General features: G+C 72.9%; 22 protein-coding genes and 1 pseudogene. 10 read left to right on the top strand and 13 right to left on the bottom strand.

Annotated elements, in window-relative coordinates; all coding sequences use genetic code 11:
* Nucleotides 1-72: 72 nt before the first annotated feature.
* The 5 genes from pucL to ACIP5O_RS30510 all read right to left on the bottom strand — a co-directional run bounded on the left by pucL (nt 73) and on the right by ACIP5O_RS30510 (nt 2,748).
* Nucleotides 73-996 carry a factor-independent urate hydroxylase gene (gene pucL / locus ACIP5O_RS30490; RefSeq protein WP_356548899.1) on the bottom strand — a complete coding sequence of 308 codons (924 nt, stop codon included), beginning with the start codon at nt 994-996 and terminating at the stop codon, nt 73-75.
* A gap of 5 nt (nt 997-1,001) precedes the next feature.
* Complete coding sequence (gene uraH / locus ACIP5O_RS30495) at nt 1,002-1,406, bottom strand: hydroxyisourate hydrolase (protein WP_356548900.1); 405 nt, start codon at nt 1,404-1,406, stop codon at nt 1,002-1,004.
* Between the two features lie 36 nt (nt 1,407-1,442).
* On the bottom strand, nt 1,443-1,958 hold the full coding sequence (gene uraD / locus ACIP5O_RS30500) for a 2-oxo-4-hydroxy-4-carboxy-5-ureidoimidazoline decarboxylase (protein ID WP_351970390.1): 516 nt from the start codon (nt 1,956-1,958) through the stop codon (nt 1,443-1,445).
* 155 nt (nt 1,959-2,113) lie between these two features.
* On the bottom strand, nt 2,114-2,452 hold the full coding sequence (locus ACIP5O_RS30505) for a helix-turn-helix domain-containing protein (protein WP_401299099.1): 339 nt from the start codon (nt 2,450-2,452) through the stop codon (nt 2,114-2,116).
* 44 nt (nt 2,453-2,496) lie between these two features.
* Complete coding sequence (locus ACIP5O_RS30510; protein WP_062756771.1) at nt 2,497-2,748, bottom strand: hypothetical protein; 252 nt, start codon at nt 2,746-2,748, stop codon at nt 2,497-2,499.
* A 142-nt stretch (nt 2,749-2,890) separates the two neighbouring features.
* On the opposite strand from ACIP5O_RS30510, the gene ACIP5O_RS30515 reads away from it, so the two are divergent.
* The 3 genes from ACIP5O_RS30515 (at nt 2,891) to ACIP5O_RS30525 (ending at nt 6,315) form a co-directional block, all read left to right on the top strand.
* The gene (locus ACIP5O_RS30515; RefSeq protein WP_401299004.1) at nt 2,891-3,724 is read left to right on the top strand and encodes a TIM barrel protein; all 834 of its coding nucleotides are present in this window, start codon (nt 2,891-2,893) and stop codon (nt 3,722-3,724) included.
* A 53-nt stretch (nt 3,725-3,777) separates the two neighbouring features.
* Nucleotides 3,778-4,668, top strand: coding sequence for a 2-hydroxy-3-oxopropionate reductase (locus ACIP5O_RS30520; RefSeq protein ID WP_401299008.1), 891 nt, complete (start codon nt 3,778-3,780; stop codon nt 4,666-4,668).
* A gap of 192 nt (nt 4,669-4,860) precedes the next feature.
* Nucleotides 4,861-6,315, top strand: coding sequence for a catalase (locus ACIP5O_RS30525; protein WP_401299010.1), 1,455 nt, complete (start codon nt 4,861-4,863; stop codon nt 6,313-6,315).
* 298 nt (nt 6,316-6,613) lie between these two features.
* Here ACIP5O_RS30525 and ACIP5O_RS30530 read toward each other — a convergent pair whose 3' ends face one another.
* Complete coding sequence (locus tag ACIP5O_RS30530) at nt 6,614-7,873, bottom strand: MFS transporter (RefSeq protein ID WP_401299012.1); 1,260 nt, start codon at nt 7,871-7,873, stop codon at nt 6,614-6,616.
* A 91-nt stretch (nt 7,874-7,964) separates the two neighbouring features.
* Here ACIP5O_RS30530 and ACIP5O_RS30535 point away from each other — a divergent pair, with 91 nt between their 5' ends.
* Nucleotides 7,965-8,978, top strand: coding sequence for an ArsR family transcriptional regulator (locus ACIP5O_RS30535; RefSeq protein WP_401299015.1), 1,014 nt, complete (start codon nt 7,965-7,967; stop codon nt 8,976-8,978).
* A gap of 54 nt (nt 8,979-9,032) precedes the next feature.
* Here the strand turns inward: ACIP5O_RS30535 and gcl are convergent, their stop codons facing one another.
* Nucleotides 9,033-10,820 carry a glyoxylate carboligase gene (gcl, locus tag ACIP5O_RS30540; RefSeq protein WP_401299018.1) on the bottom strand — a complete coding sequence of 596 codons (1,788 nt, stop codon included), beginning with the start codon at nt 10,818-10,820 and terminating at the stop codon, nt 9,033-9,035.
* A gap of 390 nt (nt 10,821-11,210) precedes the next feature.
* Between gcl and ACIP5O_RS30545 the strand changes: the two genes are divergently transcribed.
* The 3 genes and pseudogenes from ACIP5O_RS30545 to ACIP5O_RS30555 all read left to right on the top strand — a co-directional run.
* A complete protein-coding gene (locus ACIP5O_RS30545) occupies nt 11,211-12,131 on the top strand; it encodes a hypothetical protein (protein WP_401299020.1) in 921 nt (306 codons plus the stop codon).
* A 155-nt stretch (nt 12,132-12,286) separates the two neighbouring features.
* Nucleotides 12,287-13,075, top strand: a complete 789-nt coding sequence (locus ACIP5O_RS30550) for a TIGR04222 domain-containing membrane protein (protein WP_401299023.1) — start codon at nt 12,287-12,289, stop codon at nt 13,073-13,075.
* A gap of 44 nt (nt 13,076-13,119) precedes the next feature.
* Nucleotides 13,120-13,233: pseudogene (locus ACIP5O_RS30555) on the top strand (GNAT family N-acetyltransferase); the annotation flags it as partial.
* A 113-nt stretch (nt 13,234-13,346) separates the two neighbouring features.
* Here ACIP5O_RS30555 and ACIP5O_RS30560 read toward each other — a convergent pair.
* The gene (locus ACIP5O_RS30560) at nt 13,347-14,948 is read right to left on the bottom strand and encodes an AMP-binding protein (protein ID WP_401299026.1); all 1,602 of its coding nucleotides are present in this window, start codon (nt 14,946-14,948) and stop codon (nt 13,347-13,349) included.
* Nucleotides 14,945-16,624, bottom strand: a complete 1,680-nt coding sequence (locus ACIP5O_RS30565) for an AMP-binding protein (protein WP_401299029.1) — start codon at nt 16,622-16,624, stop codon at nt 14,945-14,947. Before ACIP5O_RS30565 ends, ACIP5O_RS30560 begins: the two co-directional genes overlap by 4 nt.
* A gap of 135 nt (nt 16,625-16,759) precedes the next feature.
* Between ACIP5O_RS30565 and ACIP5O_RS30570 the strand changes: the two genes are divergently transcribed.
* The gene (locus ACIP5O_RS30570) at nt 16,760-17,578 is read left to right on the top strand and encodes a helix-turn-helix transcriptional regulator (protein ID WP_356548912.1); all 819 of its coding nucleotides are present in this window, start codon (nt 16,760-16,762) and stop codon (nt 17,576-17,578) included.
* 84 nt (nt 17,579-17,662) lie between these two features.
* On the opposite strand, the gene ACIP5O_RS30575 is transcribed toward ACIP5O_RS30570, so the two are convergent.
* The 4 genes from ACIP5O_RS30575 to ACIP5O_RS30590 form a co-directional block, all read right to left on the bottom strand.
* Nucleotides 17,663-18,193: a YrhB domain-containing protein gene (locus ACIP5O_RS30575; RefSeq protein WP_401299032.1), complete on the bottom strand. Its 531-nt coding sequence runs from the start codon at nt 18,191-18,193 to the stop codon at nt 17,663-17,665.
* Nucleotides 18,194-18,268: 75 nt separating this feature from the next.
* Nucleotides 18,269-19,105, bottom strand: a complete 837-nt coding sequence (locus ACIP5O_RS30580; RefSeq protein WP_401299035.1) for an alpha/beta fold hydrolase — start codon at nt 19,103-19,105, stop codon at nt 18,269-18,271.
* Between the two features lie 87 nt (nt 19,106-19,192).
* A complete protein-coding gene (locus tag ACIP5O_RS30585) occupies nt 19,193-19,975 on the bottom strand; it encodes a sulfite exporter TauE/SafE family protein (RefSeq protein ID WP_401299038.1) in 783 nt (260 codons plus the stop codon).
* A gap of 68 nt (nt 19,976-20,043) precedes the next feature.
* Entirely contained in the window at nt 20,044-21,459 is a 1,416-nt protein-coding gene (locus ACIP5O_RS30590) for a short-chain fatty acyl-CoA regulator family protein (RefSeq protein ID WP_401299041.1), read from the bottom strand.
* Between the two features lie 328 nt (nt 21,460-21,787).
* Between ACIP5O_RS30590 and aceA the strand changes: the two genes are divergently transcribed.
* Together aceA and aceB are read left to right on the top strand one after the other, a co-directional pair.
* The gene (gene aceA, locus ACIP5O_RS30595) at nt 21,788-23,071 is read left to right on the top strand and encodes an isocitrate lyase (protein ID WP_401299044.1); all 1,284 of its coding nucleotides are present in this window, start codon (nt 21,788-21,790) and stop codon (nt 23,069-23,071) included.
* A gap of 99 nt (nt 23,072-23,170) precedes the next feature.
* Nucleotides 23,171-24,778: a malate synthase A gene (aceB, locus tag ACIP5O_RS30600; protein ID WP_401299047.1), complete on the top strand. Its 1,608-nt coding sequence runs from the start codon at nt 23,171-23,173 to the stop codon at nt 24,776-24,778.
* The last annotated feature ends 398 nt before the right edge of the window (nt 24,779-25,176 follow it).

The following is a 25,176-nucleotide window of genomic DNA, read 5'->3' on the forward strand; positions in this document are numbered from 1 at the left end:
GAAGGTTCCCTCCGGTCTGGTGCGGCCCCCGCCCGACTGCGGGCGGGCGGGGGCCGGTCACCCAGATGCCGCTTAGAGGTTGGTCATGTCGACCGGGATCTGCGCCGTGGCTCCGTCACGCAGGACGGTGGCCTCGATGAGGCCGTACATGCGGTCGGCGGCGTAGTAGACCTCGTTGTCGTTCTTCAGGCCGAAGGGCTCGAGGTCGACCAGGAAGTGGTGCTTGTTCGGGAGCGAGAAGCGGACCTCGTCGATCTCCGAGCGGTGGTTGATGATCCGGGTGGCCATCTGGTAGAGCGTCTGCTGGAGGGAGTACGAGTAGGTCTCCGCGAAGGCCTCGAGCATGTGCTTCTTCGTCTGCTCGTAGGACCGCTCCCAGTTGGGCATGCGCTGGTCGTCGTCGGTCCAGTTGAACCGCCACCGGCCGGACACCTGGGTGGCCAGGATGCGGTCGTACGCCTCCTGGAGGGTCGTGTACTGGTCCTTGATGTAGCCCCAGAACTCCGAGTTGGTGGAGTTCATGACGACGAGGTCCTTGAGGCCGGAGATGACCTCCCACTTCTCGCCGTCGTAGGTGATCTGGGTGACGCGGGTCTCCTGGCCCTTGCGGGCGAAGGAGTGGTTGACCTCGTCGGAGCCGATGAACTTGGAGTTGGCGTCGGAGGAGGCGATGCGCTCCCACGAGTACTCCTCGATCCGGATCCGGGCGCGCTTGATCGGCTCCTGGCTCGTCACGAAGTGGCGGGCGAGGTGGATGCCGAACTGCTCGGCGGACTCGATGCCGTACTCCTTGGCGAACGCGAAGACGGTGTTCTTCGTCGTGTCGGTGGGGAGGCAGTTGGCGTTGGAGCCGGTGAGGTGGACGTCGCTGAGGTCGCCGGAGAGGGCGACGGAGACGTTCAGGTCCTTGATGTGGTGGGTGGCGCCGTCCCGCGTGATCTTGACGACGCGGTTCTCTGCTTTGCCGTACTGGTTCTGGCCGAGAATCGTGGGCATGTCTGCTAGCTCCCTCGGTATACGGAGTAGCCGAACGGGTTGAGCAGCAGCGGTACGTGGTAGTGCTCGCCCGGGGTGACGGCGAACGTGATCGCCACCTCCGGGAAGAACGCACCGCTGTCCCTTACGCGGGGGGCGTCCTGCTGCGCCTCGGCTTGCTTCTTCGCACTGTGCTTGGTCGAGAAGTACGCCTCGGTCTCGAAGTCGAGGCGTACGTGGGTGGTGCCCTCCGGCAGGGCCGGCAGGTCCTTGCAGCGCCCGTCCGCGTCGGTGGCGGAGCCGCCGAGCGCGGTCCACTCCGCGTCGGAGCCGGCGCGGGCCGCGAGGGCGATGGCGACGCCCTCGGCGGGACGGCCGATGCTGGTGTCCAGGATGTGGGTGGACACCGAGGCCGTGGTGTCGGTGCTCATTGCGGAGTTCTCTTCCTCTTCGCTCTTACGAGTCCCCTACGGGGCCTGCGGGCCCTCGGCGAGGCGGGTCAGCCGGATGCGGTTGATCTTGCCCAGTTCGGTGCGGACGATCTCGCGCTCCGCCTCGGGCGAGTTGCCGATCCGCTCGCGGACCGCGTCGCGCATCTGTTCGCCGCTCTTGCCGGTGGCGCAGATGAGGAAGACATGACCGAACCTGTCCTGGTAGGCCAGGTTGAGTTCGAGCATCTCGGCCTTGAGCTCCTCGGAGGCGCCGGCCATCCCGCTCTGCTCGCGGGAGGAGGTCGGGTCCCCGGCCTTCGGACGACCGATCGGCGGGTGCCCGGCCATCGCCTCGGCCAGGTCCTCCGCGGTCAGCTCGGCCATGGCGGCGTCGCTGGCGAGGAAGAGGGCTTCGGCGGTGGTGTACGGGCGCTGGGCGAGGATCTTGCTCCCCCACGCCGAGCTGGAGCACACCTCGTGGAGCGCGGCGAGGGCCTCGCTGTCCGCCGAGGTGTTGAACCGGGCCAGGCCCGGTGTCGTACCTGAAGTCACGGGAAGCCTCCGTGGCTGTTTTTCGCTGTGCGTCGGACGGGCTGCGGATAGCTAACGCCCTCCGCAACACAACGTCAACACTTTGTTGAAAAGTCGGTGACACAAAAGCCGTCGTCCCGACATGCGGACGACGGCTCGTGGACACGCGTGATCAACTAGTCGGCCTTGACGGTCTTTTCCCTGTTCAGGGCGGTCTCGCGGTTCAGGTAGTTGTAGACGGTGAAGCGGCTGACGCCGAGCGCGCCCGCCACCGTCTCCACCCCGTGGCGCACGGAGAAGGCCCCGCGCGCCTCCAGGAGCCGGACGATCTCCTGCTTGGACTTGCGGTCGAGCTCCGCGAGCGGCGTCCCGTGCCGGCGCTCCAGGGCGGCCAGGATGTGGTCCAGGGACTCCGAGAGCTGCGGGAGCCGCACGGCGAGCACGTCCTCGCCCTCCCAGGACAGGACGACGTCGTCGGCCCCGGCGAGCTCGGGGCCGAGCAGCTCGGCGCCCATGGCGTCGACCAGGGGCTTCACCGCGGCGACCAGGGGGTGTTCGTTCACTTCTCGCCCCCCTCGATCACGTTGACCTGGAGCGAGACGCGCGTGGCGCCGGCCGCGAGCGACTCGCGGAGCAGCGCGTCGACGGCGGTGAGGACCGCGTCGGCGCCGCCCTCCGCCGTGTTGCCGAAGGGGCCGACGTCGACCGCGTCCAGGTCGGCCGACTGGATGACCTCACGGGCCACGACCGCGTGCGCCGGCGCCTCGTCGAGGTCGAACGGCTCGGTCGTGAACTCCACTCTCAAACGCACCATGGCCCCACGCTACGGCCCCTCCCGGGCCCCGCGGGAGCCCCGGACCTGCGGGGACCCCTTGACAAGCGCGGCGACCTGCTTGCAACATTCCGTCAGACAGAAACTTACTTCCGCGATACGGAAGGAGCGCCTACCCCTCATGGGATACTCCGATCAGCGCTTCGATGTGAACCTGTCGATCCTCTTCACGGAACTCCCGCTCCTGGAGCGCCCCGCGGCCGCCGCCGCGGCGGGCTTCACCGCGGTCGAGCTGTGGTGGCCCTGGATCGACACCGCCACCCCCGAGCAGAGCGAGCTCGACGCCCTCAAGAAGGCTCTCGAGGACGCCGGCACCCAGCTGGTGGGGTTGAACTTCTACGCCGGACAGCTCCCCGGCCCGGACCGCGGGGCCCTCTCCGTGCCGGGCGAGGAGTCGGACCGCTTCCGCGCCAACATCGACGTGGCCGCCGACTTCGCCGCCTCGGTCGGCTGCAAGGCGCTCAACGCGCTCTACGGCAACCGCGTCGAGGGCGTGGACCCGCAGATCCAGGACTCCCTCGCCCTGGAGAACCTGGTCCTGGCCGCCCGGGCCGCCGACCGCGTCGGCGCGGTCCTCCTGGTCGAGACCCTCAACGAGCCGGAGTCGCCGCTCTACCCGCTGGTGAGCGCCCCCGCCGCGATCGAGGTCATCGACAAGGTCAACGCCGCCACCGGCCTCGGCAACGCCAAGTTCCTGCTCGACGTCTACCACCTGTCGATGAACGGCGAGGACGTGAGCGCGGTCATCGCCCGGTACGCGGACAAGACCGGCCACGTGCAGATCGCGGACAACCCGGGCCGCGGCGCGCCGGGCACCGGCGACCTGCCCCTGGAGCAGCTCCTCGACGAGCTGAAGAAGGCCGGCTACGACGGCTGGATCGGCCTGGAGTACAAGGCCGCCGACGCCGTCGCGTCCTTCGCGTGGCTCCCGGCCGAGGCCCGCGCGGCCCGCTGACCGGCCGACCCGCGCCCCCTCCCCCGTACCACCAGTTTTCGAGAGGCACCCTCATGAGCAACCTTCCCAAGATCGCCTGGATCGGCCTCGGCATCATGGGCTCCCCCATGTCCGAGAACCTGATCAAGGCCGGCTACTCGGTCACCGGCTTCACCCTGGAGCAGGACAAGCTGGACCGCCTCGCCAAGGCCGGCGGCGCCGCCGCGGGCTCGATCGCCGAGGCCGTCAAGGACGCCGACGTGGTCATCACGATGGTGCCCGCCTCCCCGCAGGTCGAGGCGATCTCCTACGGCCCCGAGGGCATCCTGGAGAACGCGAAGCAGGGCGCGCTGATCATCGACATGTCGTCGATCACCCCGCAGACCTCGGTCGACCTCGCCAAGAACGCCGCCGAGAAGGGCATCCGCGTCATCGACGCCCCGGTCTCCGGCGGCGAGGCCGGCGCCATCGAGGCCGTGCTCTCGATCATGGTCGGCGGCGAGCGGGCCGACTTCGACGAGGCCCTGCCGATCCTGGAGGCCCTCGGCAAGACCATCGTGCTGTGCGGCCCGCACGGCTCCGGCCAGACGGTGAAGGCCGCCAACCAGCTCATCGTGGCGGTCAACATCCAGGCCTGCGCCGAGGCCGTGGTCTTCCTGGAGAAGTCCGGTGTGGACCTCACCGCGGCCCTCGACGTCCTCAACGGCGGTCTGGCCGGCTCGACCGTGCTGACCCGCAAGAAGGACAACTTCCTGAACCGGGACTTCAAGCCGGGCTTCCGCATCGACCTGCACCACAAGGACATGGGCATCGTCACCGACGCCGCCCGCAACGTGGGCGCCGCCCTTCCGGTCGGCGCGGTCGTCGCCCAGCTCGTCGCCTCCCTGCGCGCGCAGGGTGACGGCGGCCTGGACCACTCGGCCCTGCTGCGCGCCGTCGAGCGCCTCTCCGGCCAGCAGGTCTGACCCCGCCCCCGCTTTCCCCGGGGCCCCCGATTTCCGGTCGGCGGCGGCGCTGACAACTGTCCTGTCGCGCCCAGGCGCCGTCGCCGACCGGAACACCACACTTCATTTTCAACAAACTGTTGACGTTTTTCGGAGGGCGTACCTACGCTCCTGGCACCGTCACTCAGTGCAGCTCCCGTACGGAAGGTCACGATGTCGAAGCGCGTGCTTACGACCGAGTCCGGCGCCCCCGTCGCCGACAACCAGAACTCCGCCACCGCCGGCGTCGGTGGCCCTCTCCTCCTCCAGGACCAGCACCTGCTGGAGAAGCTCGCGCGCTTCAACCGTGAGCGGATCCCGGAGCGCGTGGTGCACGCCCGCGGTTCCGGCGCGTACGGGTACTTCGAGGTCACCGACGACGTCACCGGCTTCACGAAGGCCGCCTTCCTCTCCGAGGTCGGCAAGCGGACCGAGACCTTCATCCGCTTCTCCACCGTGGCCGACTCGCTCGGCGGCGCGGACGCGGTGCGTGACCCCCGCGGCTTCGCGCTGAAGTTCTACACCGAAGAGGGCAACTACGACCTCGTCGGCAACAACACCCCGGTGTTCTTCATCAAGGACCCGATCAAGTTCCCCGACTTCATCCACTCGCAGAAGCGCGACCCGTTCACGGGCAAGCAGGAGCCGGACAACGTCTGGGACTTCTGGGCGCACTCCCCCGAGTCCACCCACCAGATCACCTGGCTCTTCGGCGACCGCGGCATCCCGGCCTCGTACCGCCACATGCACGGCTTCGGCTCGCACACCTACCAGTGGACCAACGAGGCGGGCGAGGCCTTCTTCGTCAAGTACCACTTCAAGACGAACCAGGGCGTCCGCAGCCTCTCCGCCGAGCAGGCCGCCGAGCTGGTCGGCAAGGACGCCAACTCGCACCAGACCGACCTGCTCCAGGCGATCGAGCGGGGCGTCAACCCGTCCTGGACCCTCTACGTCCAGGTCATGCCGGCCGCCGAGGCCGTGGACTACCGCTTCAACCCGTTCGACCTCACCAAGGTGTGGCCGCACGCCGACTACCCGCTCCAGCGGGTGGGCCGCCTGGTCCTCGACCGCAACCCGGACAACGTCTTCGCCGAGGTCGAGCAGGCCGCGTTCTCCCCGAACAACTTCGTCCCGGGCATCGGCCCCTCGCCGGACAAGATGCTCCAGGGCCGCCTCTTCGCCTACGCGGACGCCCACCGCTACCGCCTCGGCGTGAACCACACCCTGCTGCCGGTGAACGCCCCCAGGGCGACCACGGCGCAGAACTACGGCCGGGACGGCCTCATGGCCACCCGCAACGGCTCGCGCCACGACAAGAACTACGAGCCCAACTCGTACCAGGGCCCGGCCCAGACCGACGCCGCGCTCTCCGCGCCGCTCGCGATCCACGGCTGGACCGGCACCCACGAGGCGCCCGCGCACGTCAAGGACGACGACTTCTTCCAGGCCGGCGAGCTCTACCGCCTGATGTCCGAGGACGAGAAGGCCCGTCTGGTCGCCAACATCGCCGGCAGCCTCTCCCAGGTGTCCCGCGAGGACGTCGTGGAGAAGAACGTCGCGCACTTCGCCGCCGCCGACCCGGAGTACGGCAGGCGCGTGGCCGAGGCGGTCGCCGCCCTGCGCGACTGATCCACGGCGGCACCCAGGCTGCGTACGGCACTTGACGGGAGGTCAGCGCCGTACGCGGTCCGGATCACCGGCCCGAATGAGGGGTGGCCGGTGGACCGGACAGCGTGAGGACCGCGGCGGCTCCGAGCCAGTGCGGTGGTAAGGGCGACGGCCCCCTTCCTGACCTGAAGGAAGGGACGGCCGCCCCGCCCGTCGGTACCGCCGCGGTCCCAACGCCCCCTCCGCGGAGGGGAATCCCGAGACTCCGCCCGGCGGCGCGAACGTCCTGTCGCGCCAGCCTCGCACCGTCGGGCGGTCATCAGACGGGAGAGCGCGGAACCAGGTTTACGGTCCCTGGTTCCGCGCTCTTCTTCGTTTCCCGCCGGTCGGCCCGCGCGAGCAGGAACGTCACGGCGAGCGAGGCCAGGGCGAGGAGCACCATCACGGTCCGCGGCGAGGCGTACTGGGCGAGGGCGCCGGCCAGGGCCGCGCTCGCCCCCTGGAGCGCGAGCATCCCCGAGGAGTGCAGGCCCAGCGCGTGACCGCTCAGCTCCTCCGGCACCAGGGCCGTCAGCCGCTCCTGGTGCAGCAGGGTCGCCCCGTACCCCACCGCCGACACGGTCACGGCGGCGAGCGCGAGCGGCGGGCCGGGGTCGAGGGCGAAGAGGAGGAACGGGGCGGCGAGCAGCGCCTGGAGCGGGAAGCGCAGCCGGCCGCGCAGCCGCGCCGGCAGGAAGCGGCCGACGACGGCGTCCCCCACCAGCATCCCGAACGCCCCACAGACGAAGAGGAGTCCGGCGCGCTCGGGGGCGTACGGCACGAACAGCGACTCGCAGCCCACGATCAGCCCGTTGGGCACCCACAGGGCCAGATAACAGCGGCGGCGGGCGGGCACGGACAGGAGCAGGGCGTTGGCGCGCCGGGTCGCGGCGACCGAGGGCCGTCCTCCGGCGCGCGGCGGGCGCGCCCCGAGGCCGAGGCGGGCCAGGAGGGCGGCCGCGAGGTAGAGCCCGGCGCCGGCGAGGACCGCGCCGCGCGGCGAGAGCAGGGCGACGAGGAGCCCGCCGGCCGCGAAGCCGCCGATCTGGCAGGCGCCGGCGGCCATGTTCGTCACCGAGCGGCCGAGGAGGTACGCCTCGCGCGGCAGGATCTCGTTCAGGAGGCCGTACCGCACCCCGCCGCCCAGCGAGGCCGCGAGCCCCTCGGCGAAGAGGACCGCGAAGACCGCCCAGGTGGGGAGGGCGGGGACCGCCAGGACGGCCGTGCCCGCGGCGAAGAAGAGGGCGATCCCGGAGAGCGCGGCGCGCGGCGGCAGCCGGTCGGCGGCGGAGAGCAGCGTGGTCGCGCCGAGGAACTGGGCGAGCGAGGGCCCGAAGAGGGCGAGGGCGGAGAGGAACGGCGAGCCGGTGGTGCGCAGGACGAGGGTGGCGAGCCCGAGCCCGGCCACCGTCTGCGCGGCGGTGTGGGCGGAGCCGGTGAGGAAGAGGGGGGTGAATTCGGGAGTACGGAAGAGGGTGCGGCAGCGGGGGCCCTGAGGGGTGTCGTGACGGATGTCGTGACGGGAGCGGTGACGGGACATGCGGGGAGTCTCGGGGGCGCCCGGCGCCCGGCGTTACCGTTTCGCACGGGGGCGAAACGAACGCGCCCGGAGAGAGGGCGGGGGCAGCGGGATGGGATGGTGGCGGATCGGGACCGACTCGCTCGCGGGCGGCCGTTTCGTGGTGTCGCCGCTGGCCGAGACGATCGCCGCGCTCAAGGTCCTGCACGCGGCCGCCGCGAGCCACCCGGGCGAACGGGCCTGGCTGGCCAGGGCGTTGCCCGCCTACCGGGCGCGCCTGGCGGCCGAACCGCTCGACGCCCTGCTCGTCCGGGCCGCGATCGGCCCCACCTGGAACGCGGACTTCCTGACCCCGACGCCGCTCGGCGAGGGCGAGCGGCCCTTCGAGGAGGAGGTGGAGGCCGTCCGCGCCGTCGATCCGGCCGACGCGGTGCCGCAGCTGGCCGTTGCGCTCGGCGGGCCCGTGCCGGAGCCGCTGCGTGCGGCGCGGGACCTGCCCGGACGGATGGCGGAGGTCCTGGCGTGGGTGTGGGAGGAGACCGTGCTTCCGGAGTGGCCGCGGCGGCGGAGGATCCTCGAGGCCGACGTGACGGCGCGGACCGCGCGGCTGGGGCGGGGCGGCTGGGCGGCGGCCCTGGACGAGTTGTCACCGGGACGGATGCGCTGGCTCGGCGACGGCCGACTCCAGGTCAACGCCCGCCCGTACCCGCCGCGTTCGGTCGACGGCGGCCGGCTGCTCTTCGTGCCGGTGACCCCGGCGACGGGCTGGGTGTCCTGGGAGGGCACGGAGCGGTTCGCGGTGGTGTACCCCTGCGCGGGCGTCCTGGCGGACGCCTCGGGCCCCGGCGTGCCGCGGGCGCTCGGCACGCTCCTCGGACCGGCGCGGGCGGGAGTGCTCGTACGCCTCGAAAACCCGCTGTCCACCAGCCAGTTGGTGACCCTGACCGGGCAGGGCCTCGGCTCGGTGGGCCGGCACCTGAAGGTGCTGCGGGAGGCGGGCCTCGTCCGGCGGGGACGGGCGGGCCGGTCGGTCCTGTACGAGTGGACGGAGGCGGGCGCGGCGCTCGTACGGGCGCAGGGCGTGCGGGCGCAGGACGTACGGGCCCGGGGCGCGGGAGGGACGTGAGACGGCCCCCGTCCCGGTGCTCCTCGGGACGGGGGCCTTGTGGCCGGGGCCGGATCAGACCTGGAGGGCCTTGATCGCGGTCGGCGCGTGACCGGGCTCGGTGGCCAGGTCCTCGAACTCGGTGACGTCGCTCATGTCGACCGTCCTGCTCATCGCGATGTTGGTGATGCGCTCCAGGATCGCCTCGACGACGACCGGGACCCGGTGCTCGACGGCCAGCTTCTTGGCCTGCTCCAGGGCCTCGCCCAGCTTGTCCGGGTCCTCGACGCGGATCGCCTTGACGCCGAGACCCTCGGCGACCTTGACGTGGTCGACGCCGTAGACGCCGATCTCCGGGGTGTTGATGTTCTCGAACTCCAGGTTGACCTCGAAGTTGATGCCGAGGCCGCCCTGCGCCTGCCGGATGAGGCCCAGGTAGGCGTTGTTCACGAGGACGTGGACGTAGGGGACCTTGTGCTGGGCGGCGACCGCCAGCTCCTCGATCATGAACTGGAAGTCGTAGTCGCCGGAGAGCGCGACGACCGGGGTCTCCGGGTCGGCGGTGGCGGCGCCGATGGCGGCCGGGATGGTCCAGCCGAGCGGGCCGGCCTGGCCGCAGTTGATCCAGTGGCGCGGCTTGTAGACGTGCAGGAACTGCGCGGCGGCGATCTGGGAGAGGCCGATGGTGGTGACGTACCGGGTCTCCGGGCCGAAGGCCTTGTTCATCTCCTCGTAGACGCGCTGCGGCTTCATCGGGATGTTGTCGAAGTGCGTGCGGCGCTGGAGGGTGGCCTTGCGCTCCTGCGCGGAGGCGGCCCAGGCCGTGAAGTCGGGGAGGCGGCCGGCGGCCTTCCACTCCTTGGCGATCTCCAGGAAGAGCTCCAGGGCGGCCTTGGCGTCGGAGGCGATGCCGTAGTCCGGGGCGAAGATCTTGCCGAGCTGGGTGGGCTCGATGTCGACGTGGACGAACTTGCGGCCCTTGGTGTAGGCGTCCAGGTTGTAGCCCGTGTGGCGGTTGGCCCAGCGGTTGCCGATGCCGAGGACGAAGTCGGACTCCAGGAAGGTCGCGTTGCCGTAGCGGTGCGCGGTCTGGACGCCGACCATGCCGGCGGCCAGCTCGTGGTCGTCCGGGATGGTGCCCCAGCCCATGAGGGTGGAGATGACCGGGACGCCGGTCAGCTCGGCGAACTCGACGAGCAGGTCGGAGGCGTCGGCGTTGATGATGCCGCCGCCGGCGACGATCAGCGGGCGCTCGGACTCCAGGAGGAAGGACAGGGCCTTCTCGGCCTGGGCGCGGGTGGCGCGCGGCTTGTAGACCGGCAGCGGCTCGTACGTCTCCGGGTCGAACTCGATCTCGGTGAGCTGGACGTCGATCGGCAGGTCGATGAGGACCGGGCCGGGACGCCCCGAGCGCATGAGGTGGAAGGCCTGCTGGAAGACGCCGGGGACCTGCGCGGCCTCCAGGACGGTGGTGGCGGCCTTGGTGACCGGCTTGGCGATGCTGGCGATGTCGACGGCCTGGAAGTCCTCCTTGTGGAGCTTCGAGACCGGGGCCTGGCCGGTGATGCAGAGGATCGGGATCGAGTCGGCGATCGCCGAGTACAGGCCGGTGATCATGTCGGTGCCGGCGGGGCCGGACGTGCCGATGCAGACGCCGATGTTGCCGGCCTTGGCACGGGTGTAGCCCTCGGCCATGTGGGACGCGCCCTCGACGTGGCGGGCGAGCGTGTGGCCGACGCCGCCCACATTCTTGAGCTCGCGGTAGAAGGGGTTGATCGCCGCGCCGGGGACGCCGAACGCCTGGGTGACGCCTTCGCGCTTGAGGATCTCAACGGCCGCTGCGGCGGCGGTCATACGAGGCATGGGGAGTGCTCCTGCTTCGGCCGGGCGGATCCAGGCGGACTCCCCCTCGACTCGGGGGCTCGTCGCCTGTTTCCGTAATACGGAAAAGCTGTTCTGCTATGTGGAAGCAATGTAGGTGGGGTGGCGAAGAACCGTCAAGGGAGGTCCGGGTGCCGAAACGGTTCGGGGACGATTCGGGGCCGGTTCAGGGCCGGTTCAGGGGCGATTCAGGGGTGTTTCCAGGTGTCCGAAGTGGCCGAACACCCTCCCTCGGAGTGGTGGATGGGTGGACGATGGGAGCGGACGACAGGGGGTTGGACCGTGGGCGATTCGGTACCGGTGCGCTGCCCGGAATGCCTGAGCACGCAGGCGTACGCGGCACCCGTCTTCCCCTGCGCGTGCGGGAGCCCCGTGGCCCCGTCGGTGGCGGCGGGCGCGGTGGCGGAGCCGATCACGCACCGGAACTGGACGGACGAGTGGGTCACCGTCCGCTGCGGTGCCTGCGGCCGCGAGGACGACTGGCCCCACCCGGAGCTCGGCTGCCAGTGCGGCGCGGTCCTGCGGGTGCCGGTCCGGACGACGGACACGGTGCGCTCCGCGGGCGGGCCGGAGGACCCGAACGAGCCGGGCGACCGGTCCGACGGTACGGGCGACCCGGCCGGCCGTCCCGACGCGGTCCCGCCCCGAGCGGCGGGCCCCGGCCCGACCCCTCCCGGTCCGGACGGGGCGGCCCCTGGCGGTACGGGATCCGGCGGCACGGGCTCCGGCCGCACGAGCCCCGGCAGCACGACCGGTGCCGACCGGCCCTGCACCGGTACCCCCGGCCGCACCGGCCACGGCGACCCTCAGGGGCCCGGCGCCCCACCGCGCCGGAGGCCGTACCGTACGTTCGCCGAGCGCTACCCCGGACACGTCCCGCCGCCGCCCGCGGCCCCGCGCCCGGACCCGGTGCGCGGCGCCTTCCGGCCCGTGACGATCCGGACCGGGCGGGACGCGGTGGCCGCGGCCGCCGGATACCTGCGCTGGCTCGGCTTCCGGGACGTCGTCCAGCCCGAGGAGCGGCCCCCGTCCGGGGTGGACCTGCGGGCGCCGGGGCTCGTCGCCCAGGTGGACCCGAGCACCCGCCCCACCGGGCCGCGGGCGGTCGAGTGCCTCTGGCTCAACGGTCTGAGCGCCTCGGCCACGAGCGCGTTCTTCTCGCTCGCGGGCTACACCCCGGAGGCCCGTGCGCGCGCCGCCGAGATCGGCCTCCCGCTCTTCGTCCTCGACCTGACCGGCACCCCGCAGCCGGTCAACCGCGCCGCCGACGACCTGGCCGCGGGCGGCGCCTGACCCCGCGCCCGCGCTCCTCCGCGCCCGCACCCGGCGCCCGGGTCCGGCGGAGCGCGCCCCCGGCCTCCCCCCACAACACCTCGGCATCCGAAATCGGCCATTCACGCGTGAGGAACACGCTCCGCCGGGCACAACTCCCTTGGGGGGTGGGCGTCATGCCGACGGGGATGTGGTGGTTCATCGGAGCGGCCTGGGTCCAACTGCTGGTCGCCGCCGCGCTGTTGCGAACGTGCAGCCGGGAGAGCGGGACGAAGGACGCGGACGCCGTGCCGACGCCGCAGGCGCTCGCGCTGCTGCGGGGCGGGCGGCGGGCGGCCGTCACCGTGGCGCTCGTGGCGCTGCACCAGCGCGGAGCGGTCGCGGCGGGCCGTAAACATACGATTCGGGCCAACGGCGGGCCGGGCCGGACCCGTGACCCCGTGCAGCTCGGGGTGCACGGGGCGCTCCGCCGGGCCCTCGCCCTGGGCGACCTCACGCAGCGTCCCGAGACGCGGCGGGCCGTGGACGCGCTGAGCGGCGAGCTGCGCGGGGCCGGGCTGCTGCGGCCGGTCGCGCAACTGTGGGTGGTGCGGACGCTGCTCGGCTGCGTCGTCCTGACGGTCCTCGTGGGGTCGTTCGCGACCGGGGCGACCGGGGCGGACCTGCCGGGAGTCCTCGCGGTCGGGGTTCCGCCGGTCCTCGGGGCGGCGGCGGTGCTGCTGCGGCTGCCCGTCACGACCGGCGCGGCGCGGCGGCTGCTCGCCGGGCTGCGGGAGCGGTACCCGCTGCCGGCCCACCGGCGGGAGGTGACGGACGGACGCCTCGTCCAGCTGTACGTGGCGCTGTACGGGGACCCGGCGCTCGCCCTGTTCCTGCCCCGCTTCTCGCGGGACGGCGGGCTGCTCGACCGGCCCGGGGACGCGGACCGGAACCGGCCGCCGCCGGGCGGCACCGCCCGCCCCTGAGGGCCGCGCCGCACCCGCCCCGGGGCCCCGGTCCATACTGTCGCATGCGCATCGGAGCGGCCGTCGCGGCCGAACTCCCGCTGCTCCAGGACATCGAGCGGGCGGCGGGCGAACCGTTCCGCTCCCTCGGCATGACGACGATCGCCGACGACGATCCGGCGCTCACGGAGGGCCTCCGCGCGATCGTCCGCGCGGAGGCGGCCCACGGCCTGGCGGCCCGGCCCCGCGTCTGCATGCGCAGGGGCCTCACCGACGCCTCCTGACCGCGTCCTCAGCCTTCCGCGTACCGCTCCCGCAGCTCCACCTTCCGCACCTTCCCGCTCACCGTCATGGGGAACTCCGTGAGGATCTCCACCCGGCGCGGGATCTTGTAGTGGGCGAGGCGGTCGCGGCAGAAGGCCGTGATCTCCTCCGGGGTGGGCGGGTCGGCCGGGTCGCGCGGGATCACGCAGGCCAGGATCTCCTCGCCGTACCGCTCGTCGGGGACGCCGACCACCTGGACGTCCGCGATCTTGGCGTGGCCGTGGAGGAACTCCTCGATCTCGCGCGGGTAGACGTTCTCCCCGCCCCGGATGATCATGTCCTTGATGCGGCCGACGATCCGCACGTAGCCGTCCTCGCGCATCACCGCCAGGTCGCCGGTGTGCATCCAGCGGCCCGGGTCGATCGCCTCGGCGGTCTTCTCCGGCTCGTCCCAGTAGCCGAGCATCACGCCGTAGCCGCGGGTGCACAGCTCCCCCGCCGCACCGCGCTCCACGGTCAGTCCGCTCGCCGGGTCGACGACCTTCACCTCGACGTGCGGCAGGACCCGCCCTACGGTGCCGGTGCGGCGCTCCAGGTCGTCGTCGCGGCGGGTCTGGGTGGAGACGGGGGAGGTCTCGGTCATGCCGTAGCAGATCGAGACCTCCGCCATGTTCATCTCGGCGACCACCCGCTTCATCACCTCCACCGGGCACGGCGAGCCCGCCATGATCCCGGTGCGGAGGGTGGACAGGTCGTACGTCGCGAAGTCGGGGAGGTTCAGCTCCGCGATGAACATCGTCGGCACCCCGTACAGGGAGGTGCAGCGCTCCTCCTGGACCGCCCGGAGGGTGGCGGCGGGGTCGAAGGAGGGGGCGGGGATCACGATGCAGGCGCCGTGCGAGGTGGCCGCGAGGTTGCCCATGACCATGCCGAAGCAGTGGTAGAAGGGGACGGGGACGCAGATCCGGTCCTGCTCGGTGTAGGCGATCATCTCCCCCACGAAGTAACCGTTGTTGAGGATGTTGTGGTGGGAGAGCGTGGCCCCCTTGGGGAAGCCCGTGGTCCCCGAGGTGTACTGGATGTTGACGGGCTCGTCGCAGGAGAGCGGCTCCGGGCGCAGCTCCCCGGGCGTCCGGGCGAGGAACGCGTCCCAGCTCGCGTCCCCGAAGTACACCGTCTCGCGCAACCCCGGGCATTCTCCCCGTACTTGGTCGACCATCGCCCGGTAGTCACTCGTCTTGTGGGCGAGCGAGGCGAAGAGCAGGGAGACGCCCGACTGGTTCAGCACGTACGCCAACTCGTGGGCGCGATAGGCCGGGTTGACGGTGACCATGACGGCGCCGACACGGGCGGTGGCGTACTGGACGAGGACCCACTCCGGGCAGTTCACCGCCCAGACGCCGACCCGGTCGCCCTTGCGGACGCCGCTGCCGAGCAGCGCCCCGGCGAGCCGGTCCACGTCGGCGCCGAACTCCGCGTACGTCCAGCGGCGTCCGGTGGGCACGTCGACGAGCGCCTCGCGGTCGGGCCAGGCGGCGACGGCCCGGTCCAGATCGGCGCCGATGGTGTCGCCGAGGAGCGGGGTGGTGGAGGTGCCGCGGGCGTACGAGAGTTCCTTCGGCGCGCTCACGCGAGGTCCCCTTCCGTGTACTCGGTGCCGCAGCCCTCGGCGGTGAGGCGGCGCAGTTCCACGCGGCGGATCTTGCCGGAGACGGTCTTGGGCAGGTCGGCGAACTCGATCCGCCGGATCCGCTTGTACGGGGCGAGGACCTCGCGCGAGTGCGCGAAGAGGGCCTTCGCGGTCTCCGGACCCGGCTCCCAGCCCGCCGCGAGGACCACGTACGCCTTGGGGACGGCGAGCCGCAGCGGGTCGGGGGCGGGCACGACGGCGGCCTCGGCGACGGCCTCGTGCTCCAGGAGCGCGCTCTCCAGCTCGAAGGGGCTGATCTTGTAGTCGGAGGCCTTGAAGACGTCGTCGCTGCGGCCGATGTACGTGATGTACCCGTCCGCGTCCCGCGCGCCGATGTCGCCGGTGCGGTAGTGGCCGCCGGCCATCGCCTCCGCCGTGCGCTCCGGGTCGCCGTGGTAGCCGGCCATCAGGCCCACCGGGCGGTCGGACAGGTCGAGGCAGATCTCGCCCTCGTCGGCGTCCGGGCGGCCGGTCACCGGGTCGACCAGGGTGACCCGGTAGCCGGGGCTGGGGCGGCCCATGGAGCCCTCCTTGAGCCGCTGGCCGGGACTGTTGGAGACCTGGACGGCGGTCTCGGTCTGGCCGAAGCCGTCCCGGACGGTGGTGCCCCAGGCGCGCCGGACGGCCTCGATGACCTCGGGGTTGAGCGGTTCGCCGGCGGCGACGACCTCGCGCGGCGGGGTCTTGAGCTGTCCCAGGTCGGCCTGGATCAGCATCCGCCACACGGTCGGCGGGGCGCAGAAGCTGGTGATCCCGTTCCGCTCCATCTCGTCCATGAGGCGGGCCGGGTCGAAGCGCGTGTAGTTGTGGACGAAGACGGTCGCCTCGGCGTTCCACGGGGCGAAGAGGTTGGACCAGGCGTGCTTGGCCCAGCCGGGCGAGGAGATGTTGAGGTGCACGTCGCCGGGCCTGAGTCCGATCCAGTACATGGTGGCGAGGTGGCCGACCGGGTACGAGGTGTGGGTGTGCTCGACCAGTTTGGGGCGGGCGGTCGTGCCGGAGGTGAAGTACAGCATCAGGGTGTCGTCGGCGAGGGTGTCGCCGTCCGGCGCGAAGTCGGCGGACTCGCGGGCGGCGAGCTCGTACTCCAGCCACTCCCCCGTCCCGTCGCCGCCGACCGCGATCCGGGTGTAGTCGCCGGGGACGTCGTCGAACTTGGCGGTGTCCTCGGCGCGCACGAGGACGTGGCGGGCGCGGCCCCGGTCGACGCGGTCGCGCAGGTCGGCGGGGCCGAGGAGCGGGGTGGCGGGGATGACGACGGCCCGCAGCTTCATCGCGGCGAGGACGGTCTCCCACAGCTCGACCTGGTTGCCCAGCATGACGACGATCCGGTCGCCGGCGCGCACGCCCAGGGATCGGAGCCGGTTCGCGACCCGGTTCGAGCGGGCGGACATCTCCGCGAAGGACACCTTCGCCTCGGAGCCGTCCTCCTCCACGATGTGCAGGGCGGTGCGGTCGTTGCCCTCCGCGACGACGTCGAACCATTCGAGCGCCCAGTTGAACCGCTCGGGCCGGGGCCAGGCGAAGCCCGCGCGGGCCGCCTCGTAGTCCTCCCGGTGTTCGAGGAGGAAGTCCCGGGCGGCCCGGAACTCCTCGGTCGCGCTGGTTGCCGCCATGTGTCCTCCTCGTTGCGGGACCGGTCCAGGACATCGTGTAATCAGTGACCCAGGTCTCACCACCCCCGTTCGGGGGTGAACCCGCGGACGGCGAGGGCCGGCGCGGCGGGGCCGGCGGCCACGAAGGAGAGCGCGGTGCGCGAGCACGTCGAATCGTCGGTGGAGCTGCGCGGGGCGCTGCTGAGGCTGCGCCGCGCCACCGGGCTCCCGGTGGTCTTCGGGGGACTGCTGCACGAGACCCGCGGGCTGCGGATCGGGGAGCTGAACGGCGCGGTGACGCCGGCCCTGCGCGGGCTCGCGATCTCGGCGGGCTCCGGCCTGGGCGGGAAGTGCCTGGCGCTCGGGCGGCCGTGCGCGGTGACGGACTACCGCTCGGCGCGGCACATCACCCACGAGTACGACGGCGCGGTGTCGGCGGAGGGGCTGCGGTCGGTGATCGCGGTGCCGGTCGTCGTGCGCCGGAAGGTGCGGGGCGTGCTGTACGGGGCGCTGCGCGACGCGCTGCCGGTCGGCGAGCGGGTCTTCGACGCGGCGGTCGCGGCGGCCCGGGACGTGGAACAGGCCCTCGCGGTACGGGACGAGGTCCGGGAGCTCCTGGCCCCGCCCCCGCCGGGCCCCTCCTGGGAGGAGGTCCGGCAGGCGTACGGCGAGCTGCGCGAGCTGGCGCCGAAGGTCGCGGACCCGGAGCTGCGGGAACGGCTCCTCGCGGTCTGTGGCCGCCTGGAGACGGCCTCCGGCTCCCCCGCCGCCCTCCCGGGCGTGACCCTGACCCCGCGCGAGACGGACGTCCTGGCGGCGGTGGCCTCGGGCGCCACGAACGCGACGGCGGCCGCCCGGCTCGGGCTGCGCCCCGAGACGGTGAAGGGCTACCTGCGCTCGGCGATGCGGAAGCTGGGGGCGCACACGCGGATGGAGGCGGTGGTGGCGGCGCGGCGGGCGGGGGCGCTGCCGTAAGCCCGGTGGGCCGGGGCGCTGCCGCAGGCCCGGCGGGCGGGAGCGCTGCCGCAGGCCCGTCCCCGCCGTTGCCGGGGCCGTCCCTCAAGCGGACCGCTGCCGGTCCGGGCCGGCCAGCGTCTCGATCGCCAGCGGCGGGCAGACCTCTTCCTCCCGCGTGAGGTCGGCCAGTTCGTGCGGCGGCTCGGACCCGTCCCGGACGGCCATGACGTAGGCCTTGGCCTCCTGGAGGCCCAGGCGCGGAGCCCGCTTGCGGAGGTGGTTCATCGCGGCCACCGTTCCGGCGGAGTCCACCAGCGCGCGCACGGAAGCGGCCAGGGGGTCGGGCGCCCGCACCCCCCTGACCTGCCGGAGGTAGAGCTCCTCCCAGCCCTCGCCCACCCACGTGGTGACGGGAATGTGGTGGACGCTCCCGTCGTACCGGTCCACCAGGTAGGGACCGCCGCCGACGAGGGAGTCACGTGGATCACGGGTGCGGGCGTACTCCGCCGAGTCCCAGACGATGAGCCAGCCGAACGCGTGCTCCTCCACCCCGTGGACGACCGGTTCGTGCGGCAGCCCGCTCGTGGCCAGCAACGACTCCACCCGTTCGACGGCACGCTCCTTGGAGATCACCCCTTTATCTTCCACCGCGGGTCAACCGGGTTTCCGGGCGTGCCGACACCGCGCGCCGGCGTCTCGACCGCTGTCCTAGTCCAGGAAGTCGAGCAGCACGCGGTTCCACTCCGCCGCGTGGCTGACGTTGACGCCGTGCGGGCCGCCCGGGACCAGGTGGACCCGGCTGTGGGGCAGCGCGTCGCGGGTCCGGGCGCCGGAGCCCTCGAACGGGACCGTGGCGTCGCTGTCCCCGTGCAGCACCAGGGTGGGCAGCGTCCCGAACTTCCCCAGGTCGTCGCGGAAGTCGGTGGCGCCGAAGAGCGTCATGCACGCCAGGGCGGCCTTCTTGTCCGCCTGGTCGCACAGGGCGCGGGCCTCGCGGAGCTGCTCCTCGGTGACCTTCAGTTCGCCGTCGGCCGAGAAGAAGTCCCGCATGAACCCGTCGTAGAACGCGTCCTGGTCCTTGGTGAGCGAGGCCCCCATTTTGGCGGCCTCCGCCTTGGTCAGGGGCCCGTCGGGGTTGCCGGAGGTCTGGAGCATGTAGGGCGTCACGGCGGAGGCGAGGACGACGCCGCGCAGCCGGTCCGTGCCGTACGAGGCGACGTAGCGCGCCACCTCGCCGCCCCCCATCGAGAAGCCGACCAGCGTGACGTCGCGCAGGTCCAGCTCGGTCAGCAGGGCGTTCAGGTCGTCGGCCAGCGTGTCGTACGTGTAGTTCAGGACGGGCTTGTCGCTGCGGCCGAACCCCCTGCGGTCGTAGGTGACGACGCGGTACCCGGCCTCGGCGAGGGCCGGCACCTGGTACTTCCACGACTCGCCCGACAGCGGCCAGCCGTGGATCAGGACGACCGGCCGGCCCGGCCCGCCGGTGTCGTCCACGTGCAGTGCGGTGTCGCGGAACAGCCCGTGGTGGGCGGTGATCTCGGCCATGCGTGGTTCCTCCCGGAATGCGGTAGAGGTGACCTCTGTTACCCGCGCCTTCCGGTCCGATGCGCGCGCCGCCGTCCGTTCCCCCGATCAGAACAGCGCCTGGGCCGCGTACAGCCCGCCGAGGGTCGTCGCGAGGGTGCCGAGGAGGAGGCGGAGGGCGGTCTCGGGGAGGTGGGGCTGGAGGCGGGCGCCGAGGTAGCCGCCGATCAGGCCGCCGAGGCCGCAGGCGAGGCCCAGGGCCCAGTCCGGGGCGGCGGCCTCGGTGGTGGTGAGGGAGAGCAGGGCGAAGGTGGCGGCCCCGACGACGGAGGTCGTGAAAGTGGCGGCGAGGGCGGCCGGGGCCACGCGGGCGACGGGGACGCCCCGGCCCGCCAGGACCGGGCCGAGGAGGGAGCCGCCGCCGATGCCGTAGATCCCGCCGATCACCCCCACGGCCAGGGCGAGTCCGGTGACGGTGCGGGGCGAGGGCTCGGCGGCGGGCCGCTTGCGGGCGGGGCGCAGGGTGCGGACGCACAGCCACACGCCCAGGGGCAGCAGGAGCGCGGCGATGAGGACGCGGAAGACGGTGGGGCCCGGGAGGGCGAGGACGCGCACGACGGCGCCGATCACCACGCCGGGGAGGGTGCCCGCCACCAGGCGCCGGACGAGCGGTCCGCGCAGGGCGCCGGTCCTGCCGTGGCGCCACAGGGCGCCGGGGCCCGCGACCACGTTGAACAGCAGGTTCGTCGGGGTGACGGACGGGTTCGGCACGGCGAAGACGCTGAGCTGGACCGGGAGCAGGAACACCGCCCCCGACACCCCGGCCGGGGCGGTCACGACGGAGATCAGCAGCCCGGCGGCCACCCCGCCAAGGAGCGTCGTCCAGTCCACCGTGTCCCCCGCCGTTCCGAGATCGTCCGGACAGTATCCGGTCCGGTCCAATCCGGTCCGGGCAGGCCCTAACCCTCCACCGCGTACGGCACGAACGTGCTGGTGTGTTCGTCGACGGCGAGGGCGCGGCCCAGCGGGGGGACCGCCCGCTGGGGGCAGTCGAGGCGTTCGCAGACGCGGCAGCCCATGCCGATCGGGGTGGCGGCGGCCCTGTTGTCGAGGTCGAGGCCGTCGGAGTAGACGAGCCGGGAGGCGTGGCGCAGTTCGCAGCCGAGGCCGATGGCGAAGGTCTTGCCGGGGTCGCCCCAGCCGCCGCGGTGGCGGGTCACCGTGCGGGCGGTCCACAGGTAGCGCTGTCCGTCGGGCATGGCCGCCACCTGGACGTGGATGCGGCCGGGGGCGGCGAAGGCCTCGTACACGTTCCAGAGGGGACAGGTGCCGCCGGCGCGGGAGAAGTGGAAGCCGGTGGCGGACTGCCGCTTGGACATGTTCCCGGCCCGGTCCACCCGGACGAAGGAGAACGGGACCCCGCGCAGGCGCGGGCGCTGGAGGGTGCTGAGGCGGTGGCAGACGGTCTCGTAGCCGAGTCCGGAGCGGTCGGTGAGCCGCTCGATGTCGTAGCGCGTCTCCTCCGCGGCGGCGTGGAAGGCGCGGTACGGGAGGACGAGCGCGGCCGCGAGGTAGTGGGCGACGCCGATGCGGGCCAGGGACCAGGTGCGGGAGCCCTCCTCGTAGTCCTCGGAGGCGTACGCGGAGAGCAGGGCGTCCTGTTCGAGCAGGGCGAGCTGGGTGGCCATGCGGAAGGCCTGCTGGCCGGGGCGCAGCCGGGGCGAGAGGTGCAGGATGCGGGCGGCGGGGTCGTAGCGGTGGAGCTGCCGGTCGGCCTCGGCGTCGGCGGTGATCCGGACGCCGTGGCGCTCGTCGAGCCGGGCGGCGAGGGCGCGGCGCACCTCTCCGGGGCGGACGCCGATCTCCTCCGCGAGCTCCTCGGCCGCCAGGTCGGCGTCGTGGAGGTAGTTGCGGCGCCGGTAGAAGAACTCGCGGATCTCCTCGTGCGGCGTGCGGGCGCGTGCCGGGTCCGGGGCGAGGGAGTCGTCGCGGTCGCCGGTCAGGGCGGCGAGGCGTTCGGTGAGGGCCTGGCGGCCGCGGCCGAGGTCGAGGAGGACGGCGGCCACGTGCGGGAGGCGGGAGGCGAGTTCCGCGAGGTCGGCGGCGGAGAGCGCGGCGCGGTCGAGTTCGTCGGCGAGGGTCTCGCGCAGGTCGGCCAGGAGCCGGCCGGTGTCCCGCTCGGAGAAGAAGTCGGGGTCGACGCCGAACGACTCGGTGACCCGCAGGAGGACGGGGACCGTGAGGGGGCGGGTGTCGTGCTCCATCTGGTTCAGGTAGCTGGGCGAGATCCTGAGCACCCTGGCCAGGTCCGCCTGGGTCAGCCGGCGCTCCTCGCGCAGGCGTCGCAGCCGCGCTCCGGCGTAGATCTTGCTCACGGCTGTCCTCCCTCGGGTCGTGCGTGGGCCACACCCTAGGCCAATCCGCGTCCTTTCAGAGCTTCGCAAACTTGGCAGGCCTGCGTCGGAAGATTCGCAGAAGTTGGCGGGCGGCCACGGTTGTTGGCACGGAGTGCCACTGCGAGAGTCGGACCACGGCCCGCCGTGCCCCACCAGGAGGCGGAGTTCGGGGCACGGCTCATGCCCTGACGTCGTAGGACCCGGTCGTCTCCGCCCGGGGCCCGGCGGGCCGCCCGTCATCTCGTACGGAGCCCCGCGACCCTTCGCAGGGCTTCGCAAAGTTCGACACCCCCCGGGAGGGACCATCATGGCGCAGGCAGGAAACCAGGCGGCCGAAGAGCTGGCGCGGCAGTGGGCCACGGACCCCCGCTGGAAGGGCGTCGAGCGCACCTACGGCGCCGAGGACGTCGTCCGCCTCTCGGGCAGCGTCCGCGAGGAGCACACCCTCGCCCGGCGCGGCGCGGAGCGCCTGTGGCGGCAGTTGCACGAGCTCGACTACGTCCACGCGCTCGGCGCGCTGACCGGCGGCCAGGCCGTGCAGCAGGTCCGGGCCGGGCTCCAGGCGATCTACCTGTCCGGCTGGCAGGTCGCCGCCGACGCCAACCAGGCCGGCCACACCTACCCCGACCAGAGCCTCTACCCGGTCAACTCGGTGCCGCAGGTGGTCCGCCGGATCAACAACGCGCTGCTGCGCGCCGACCAGATCGCCACCGCCGAGGGCGGCACGGACACGACGGACTGGCTCGCGCCGATCGTCGCCGACGCCGAGGCCGGGTTCGGCGGTCCGCTGAACGCCTTCGAGCTGACCAAGGCGATGATCGCGGCCGGTGCGGCGGGCATCCACTACAAGGACCAGCTCGCCTCGGAGAAGAAGTGCGGCCACCTCGGCGGCAAGGTGCTCGTGCCCACCTCGCAGCACGTCCGCACCCTCAACGCGGCCCGGCTCGCCGCCGACATCGCCGGCACCCCGACCCTGGTCATCGCCCGCACCGACGCCCTCGCCGCGAACCTGCTGACCAGCGACGTCGACGAGCGCGACGCCGAGTTCGTCACGGGCGAGCGCACGGCGGAGGGCTTCCACCGGGTGCGGGGCGGCATGGCGCCGGTCATCGCCCGCGGCCTGGCCTACGCCCCGTACGCCGACCTCATCTGGGTCGAGACCGGCACCCCGGACCTGGCGCAGGCCCGCGAGTTCGCCGAGGCCATCCACGCCCAGTACCCGGACCGGATGCTCGCCTACAACTGCTCGCCGTCCTTCAACTGGAAGGCGGCCCTGGACGACGACCAGATCGCCAAGTTCCAGCGCGAACTGGGCGCCATGGGCTACAAGTTCCAGTTCATCACCCTGGCCGGCTTCCACTCGCTCAACCACGGCATGTTCGACCTGGCCCGCGGCTACGCGGAGCACGGCATGACCGCCTACGTCGATCTCCAGGAGCGCGAGTTCGCCGCGCAGGAGCACGGCTTCACCGCCGTCAAGCACCAGCGCGAGGTCGGCACCGGCTACTTCGACCTGGTCTCCACCGCCGTCAACCCCGCCTCCTCCACGACCGCGCTCGCCGGGTCCACGGAGGAGGAGCAGTTCCACTAAGGGGGTGTCTCCCGAGCCGCGGGGGCGGGTGTCCACGTCACCCGTCCCCGCACCCCTCCCCGTACCACTCGCTCCTCCGCTCCCCTTCAGGAGACACCGATGACCACCAGCGCCGTCCCTACCCGCCAGGTCCGCGTGCTCGCGGCCCCGGGCGACCGCCACGACGAGATCCTCACCGCCGACGCCCTGGACTTCGTCGGCCGTCTCGCCACCGCCTTCACCGAGCGCCGGCGGTGGCTCCTGAAGGAGCGGCGCCGGCAGGCCATCCGGCTCGCCACCGGCTCGCCGCTCGACTTCCCTCTCACCACCTCCGCCGTGCGCGCCGACCCGGACTGGCGGGTCGCCCCGCCCGCCCCCGGGCTCATCGACCGCCGGGTGGAGATCACCGGTCCGCCGGAGCGGCGGGCGGCCGTCGACGCGCTCAACTCCGGTGCCAGTGCGTGGACGGCCGACTTCGAGGACGCCACCGCGCCCACCTGGGAGAACGTGATCGAGGGCCAGCTCGTCCTGCTCGACGCGTGCGAGCGGCGCCTCGACTTCACCACCGCCGAGGGCCGGGAGTACCGGCTCCGCGAGGGCCGGCTGCCGACGATCGTGGTCCGGCCGCGCGGCTGGCACCTCGACGAGGAGCACCTGGAATTCGACGGCGGCCCGGTGCCGGCCGCGCTCGTCGACTTCGGCCTGTACTTCTTCCACTGCGCCCGGCGGCGGATCGACGCCGGATACGGCCCGTACTTCTCCCTGCCCAAGCTGGAGAACCGGTACGAGGCGCGCCTCTGGAACGACGTGTTCCTGCTGGCCCAGGAGCTCCTGGACATCCCCCGGGGCACCGTCCGCGCGACCGTCCTCGTCGAGACGATCACGGCCGCGTTCGAGATGGAGGAGATCCTGCACGAGCTGCGGGAGCACAGTTCGGGGCTCGACGCGGGCCGCCGGGACTACCTGTTCAGCCTGATCAAGACCTTCGGCCACCGCTCCGACTTCCTGCTGCCCGACCGGGCGAAGGTGACGATGACGGCGCCGTTCATGCGGGCGTACACCGAGCTGCTCGTGCGGACCTGCCACCGGCGCGGCGCCCATGCGATCGGCGCCACGGCCGCCCGGGTCCCCGCCGGGGACCCGGCGGCGCACGAGGCCGTGCTCGCCGCGGTCCGCCTGGACAAGGAGCGGGAGGCGGAGGACGGCTTCGACGGCTCCCGGGTGGCCCACCCGGGCCTGGTGCCGGTCTGCCGCGAGGTCTTCGACGGGGTGCTCGGGGACCGCCCGCACCAGCTCGACCGGGCCCGCGAGGACGTGCGGGTGACCGCCGGGGAGCTGCTCGCGGTGCGCCGGGTCGGCGGGCCGCCGACCGAGGAGGGCGTCCGCGCCAACATCACCGTGGTGCTGCGCTACTTCGACGCCTGGATCCGCGGGCAGGGGTCGGTCACGGTCGACGGCCTGGTGGAGGACGCCGCGACCGCCGAGATCGCCCGCGTCCAGATCTGGCAGTGGCTCCGGCACCGGACCGTCGACCGCGGCACGGTCCTGGAACTGCTCGACCGCGAACTGGCCGCGCTCGGCGCCGAGTTCCCGTGGGCGGCGCTCGACGAGGTGCGGGCACTCTTCGAGAGCGCCGCGCTCGCCGCCGAACTGCCCCTCTTCTTCACCCCGGAGGCGTACTCCCGCCACCTCGTCCGCACGGTGACGGCCGCCGAGGTGGCGGCGTGAGCGCCGGTCCGGGCGGCGGCATCCGGCGCGTCGGGGTCGTGGGCGGCGGCCGGAAGGCCGATCGGGGGTTCCCCCTGTACGACCGGGCGGAGACGCCCGGACGGCCGGCCTGAGGAGGCCGGCGCCCGCCGCCGGGGAAGAGGCCCGGTGGAGGGTCCCGAGAGAGGACCCGGCGGCGGTACGGCGAGGGGCCGGGGGCGGGTGGTGCCGCCCCCGGCCCCGCTGCCGTGCCGTGCCGCACGCCCGGCCCGTGGGTCCGGTCCCGCACACCCGGTCCGTGCGTCCGGTCCCGTGCGCCCGGCCGCGTGCCCGATCCGTACGCCCGGTCCCGCACGCCCGATCCGTACGCCCGGTCCCGCACGTCCGGTCCCGTACGCCCGCCCGCGTGCCCGGCCCGT

The sequence above is a fragment of the Streptomyces sp. NPDC088915 genome (genome assembly GCF_044749825.1).
GTDB lineage: Bacteria > Actinomycetota > Actinomycetes > Streptomycetales > Streptomycetaceae > Streptomyces.

Coding starts and splice junctions, on each gene's coding strand:
- ACIP5O_RS30565 (WP_401299029.1), bottom strand. CDS start 16,624: ATGGCGGCAACCAGCGCGACCGAGGAGTTCCGGGCCGCCCGGGACTTC.
- aceA (WP_401299044.1), top strand. CDS start 21,788: ATGGCGCAGGCAGGAAACCAGGCGGCCGAAGAGCTGGCGCGGCAGTGG.
- ACIP5O_RS30530 (WP_401299012.1), bottom strand. CDS start 7,873: ATGTCCCGTCACCGCTCCCGTCACGACATCCGTCACGACACCCCTCAG.
- gcl (WP_401299018.1), bottom strand. CDS start 10,820: ATGCCTCGTATGACCGCCGCCGCAGCGGCCGTTGAGATCCTCAAGCGC.
- ACIP5O_RS30580 (WP_401299035.1), bottom strand. CDS start 19,105: ATGGCCGAGATCACCGCCCACCACGGGCTGTTCCGCGACACCGCACTG.
- aceB (WP_401299047.1), top strand. CDS start 23,171: ATGACCACCAGCGCCGTCCCTACCCGCCAGGTCCGCGTGCTCGCGGCC.
- uraH (WP_356548900.1), bottom strand. CDS start 1,406: ATGAGCACCGACACCACGGCCTCGGTGTCCACCCACATCCTGGACACC.
- ACIP5O_RS30535 (WP_401299015.1), top strand. CDS start 7,965: ATGGGATGGTGGCGGATCGGGACCGACTCGCTCGCGGGCGGCCGTTTC.
- ACIP5O_RS30525 (WP_401299010.1), top strand. CDS start 4,861: ATGTCGAAGCGCGTGCTTACGACCGAGTCCGGCGCCCCCGTCGCCGAC.
- ACIP5O_RS30550 (WP_401299023.1), top strand. CDS start 12,287: ATGCCGACGGGGATGTGGTGGTTCATCGGAGCGGCCTGGGTCCAACTG.
- pucL (WP_356548899.1), bottom strand. CDS start 996: ATGCCCACGATTCTCGGCCAGAACCAGTACGGCAAAGCAGAGAACCGC.
- ACIP5O_RS30505 (WP_401299099.1), bottom strand. CDS start 2,452: ATGGGCGCCGAGCTGCTCGGCCCCGAGCTCGCCGGGGCCGACGACGTC.
- ACIP5O_RS30520 (WP_401299008.1), top strand. CDS start 3,778: ATGAGCAACCTTCCCAAGATCGCCTGGATCGGCCTCGGCATCATGGGC.
- ACIP5O_RS30515 (WP_401299004.1), top strand. CDS start 2,891: ATGGGATACTCCGATCAGCGCTTCGATGTGAACCTGTCGATCCTCTTC.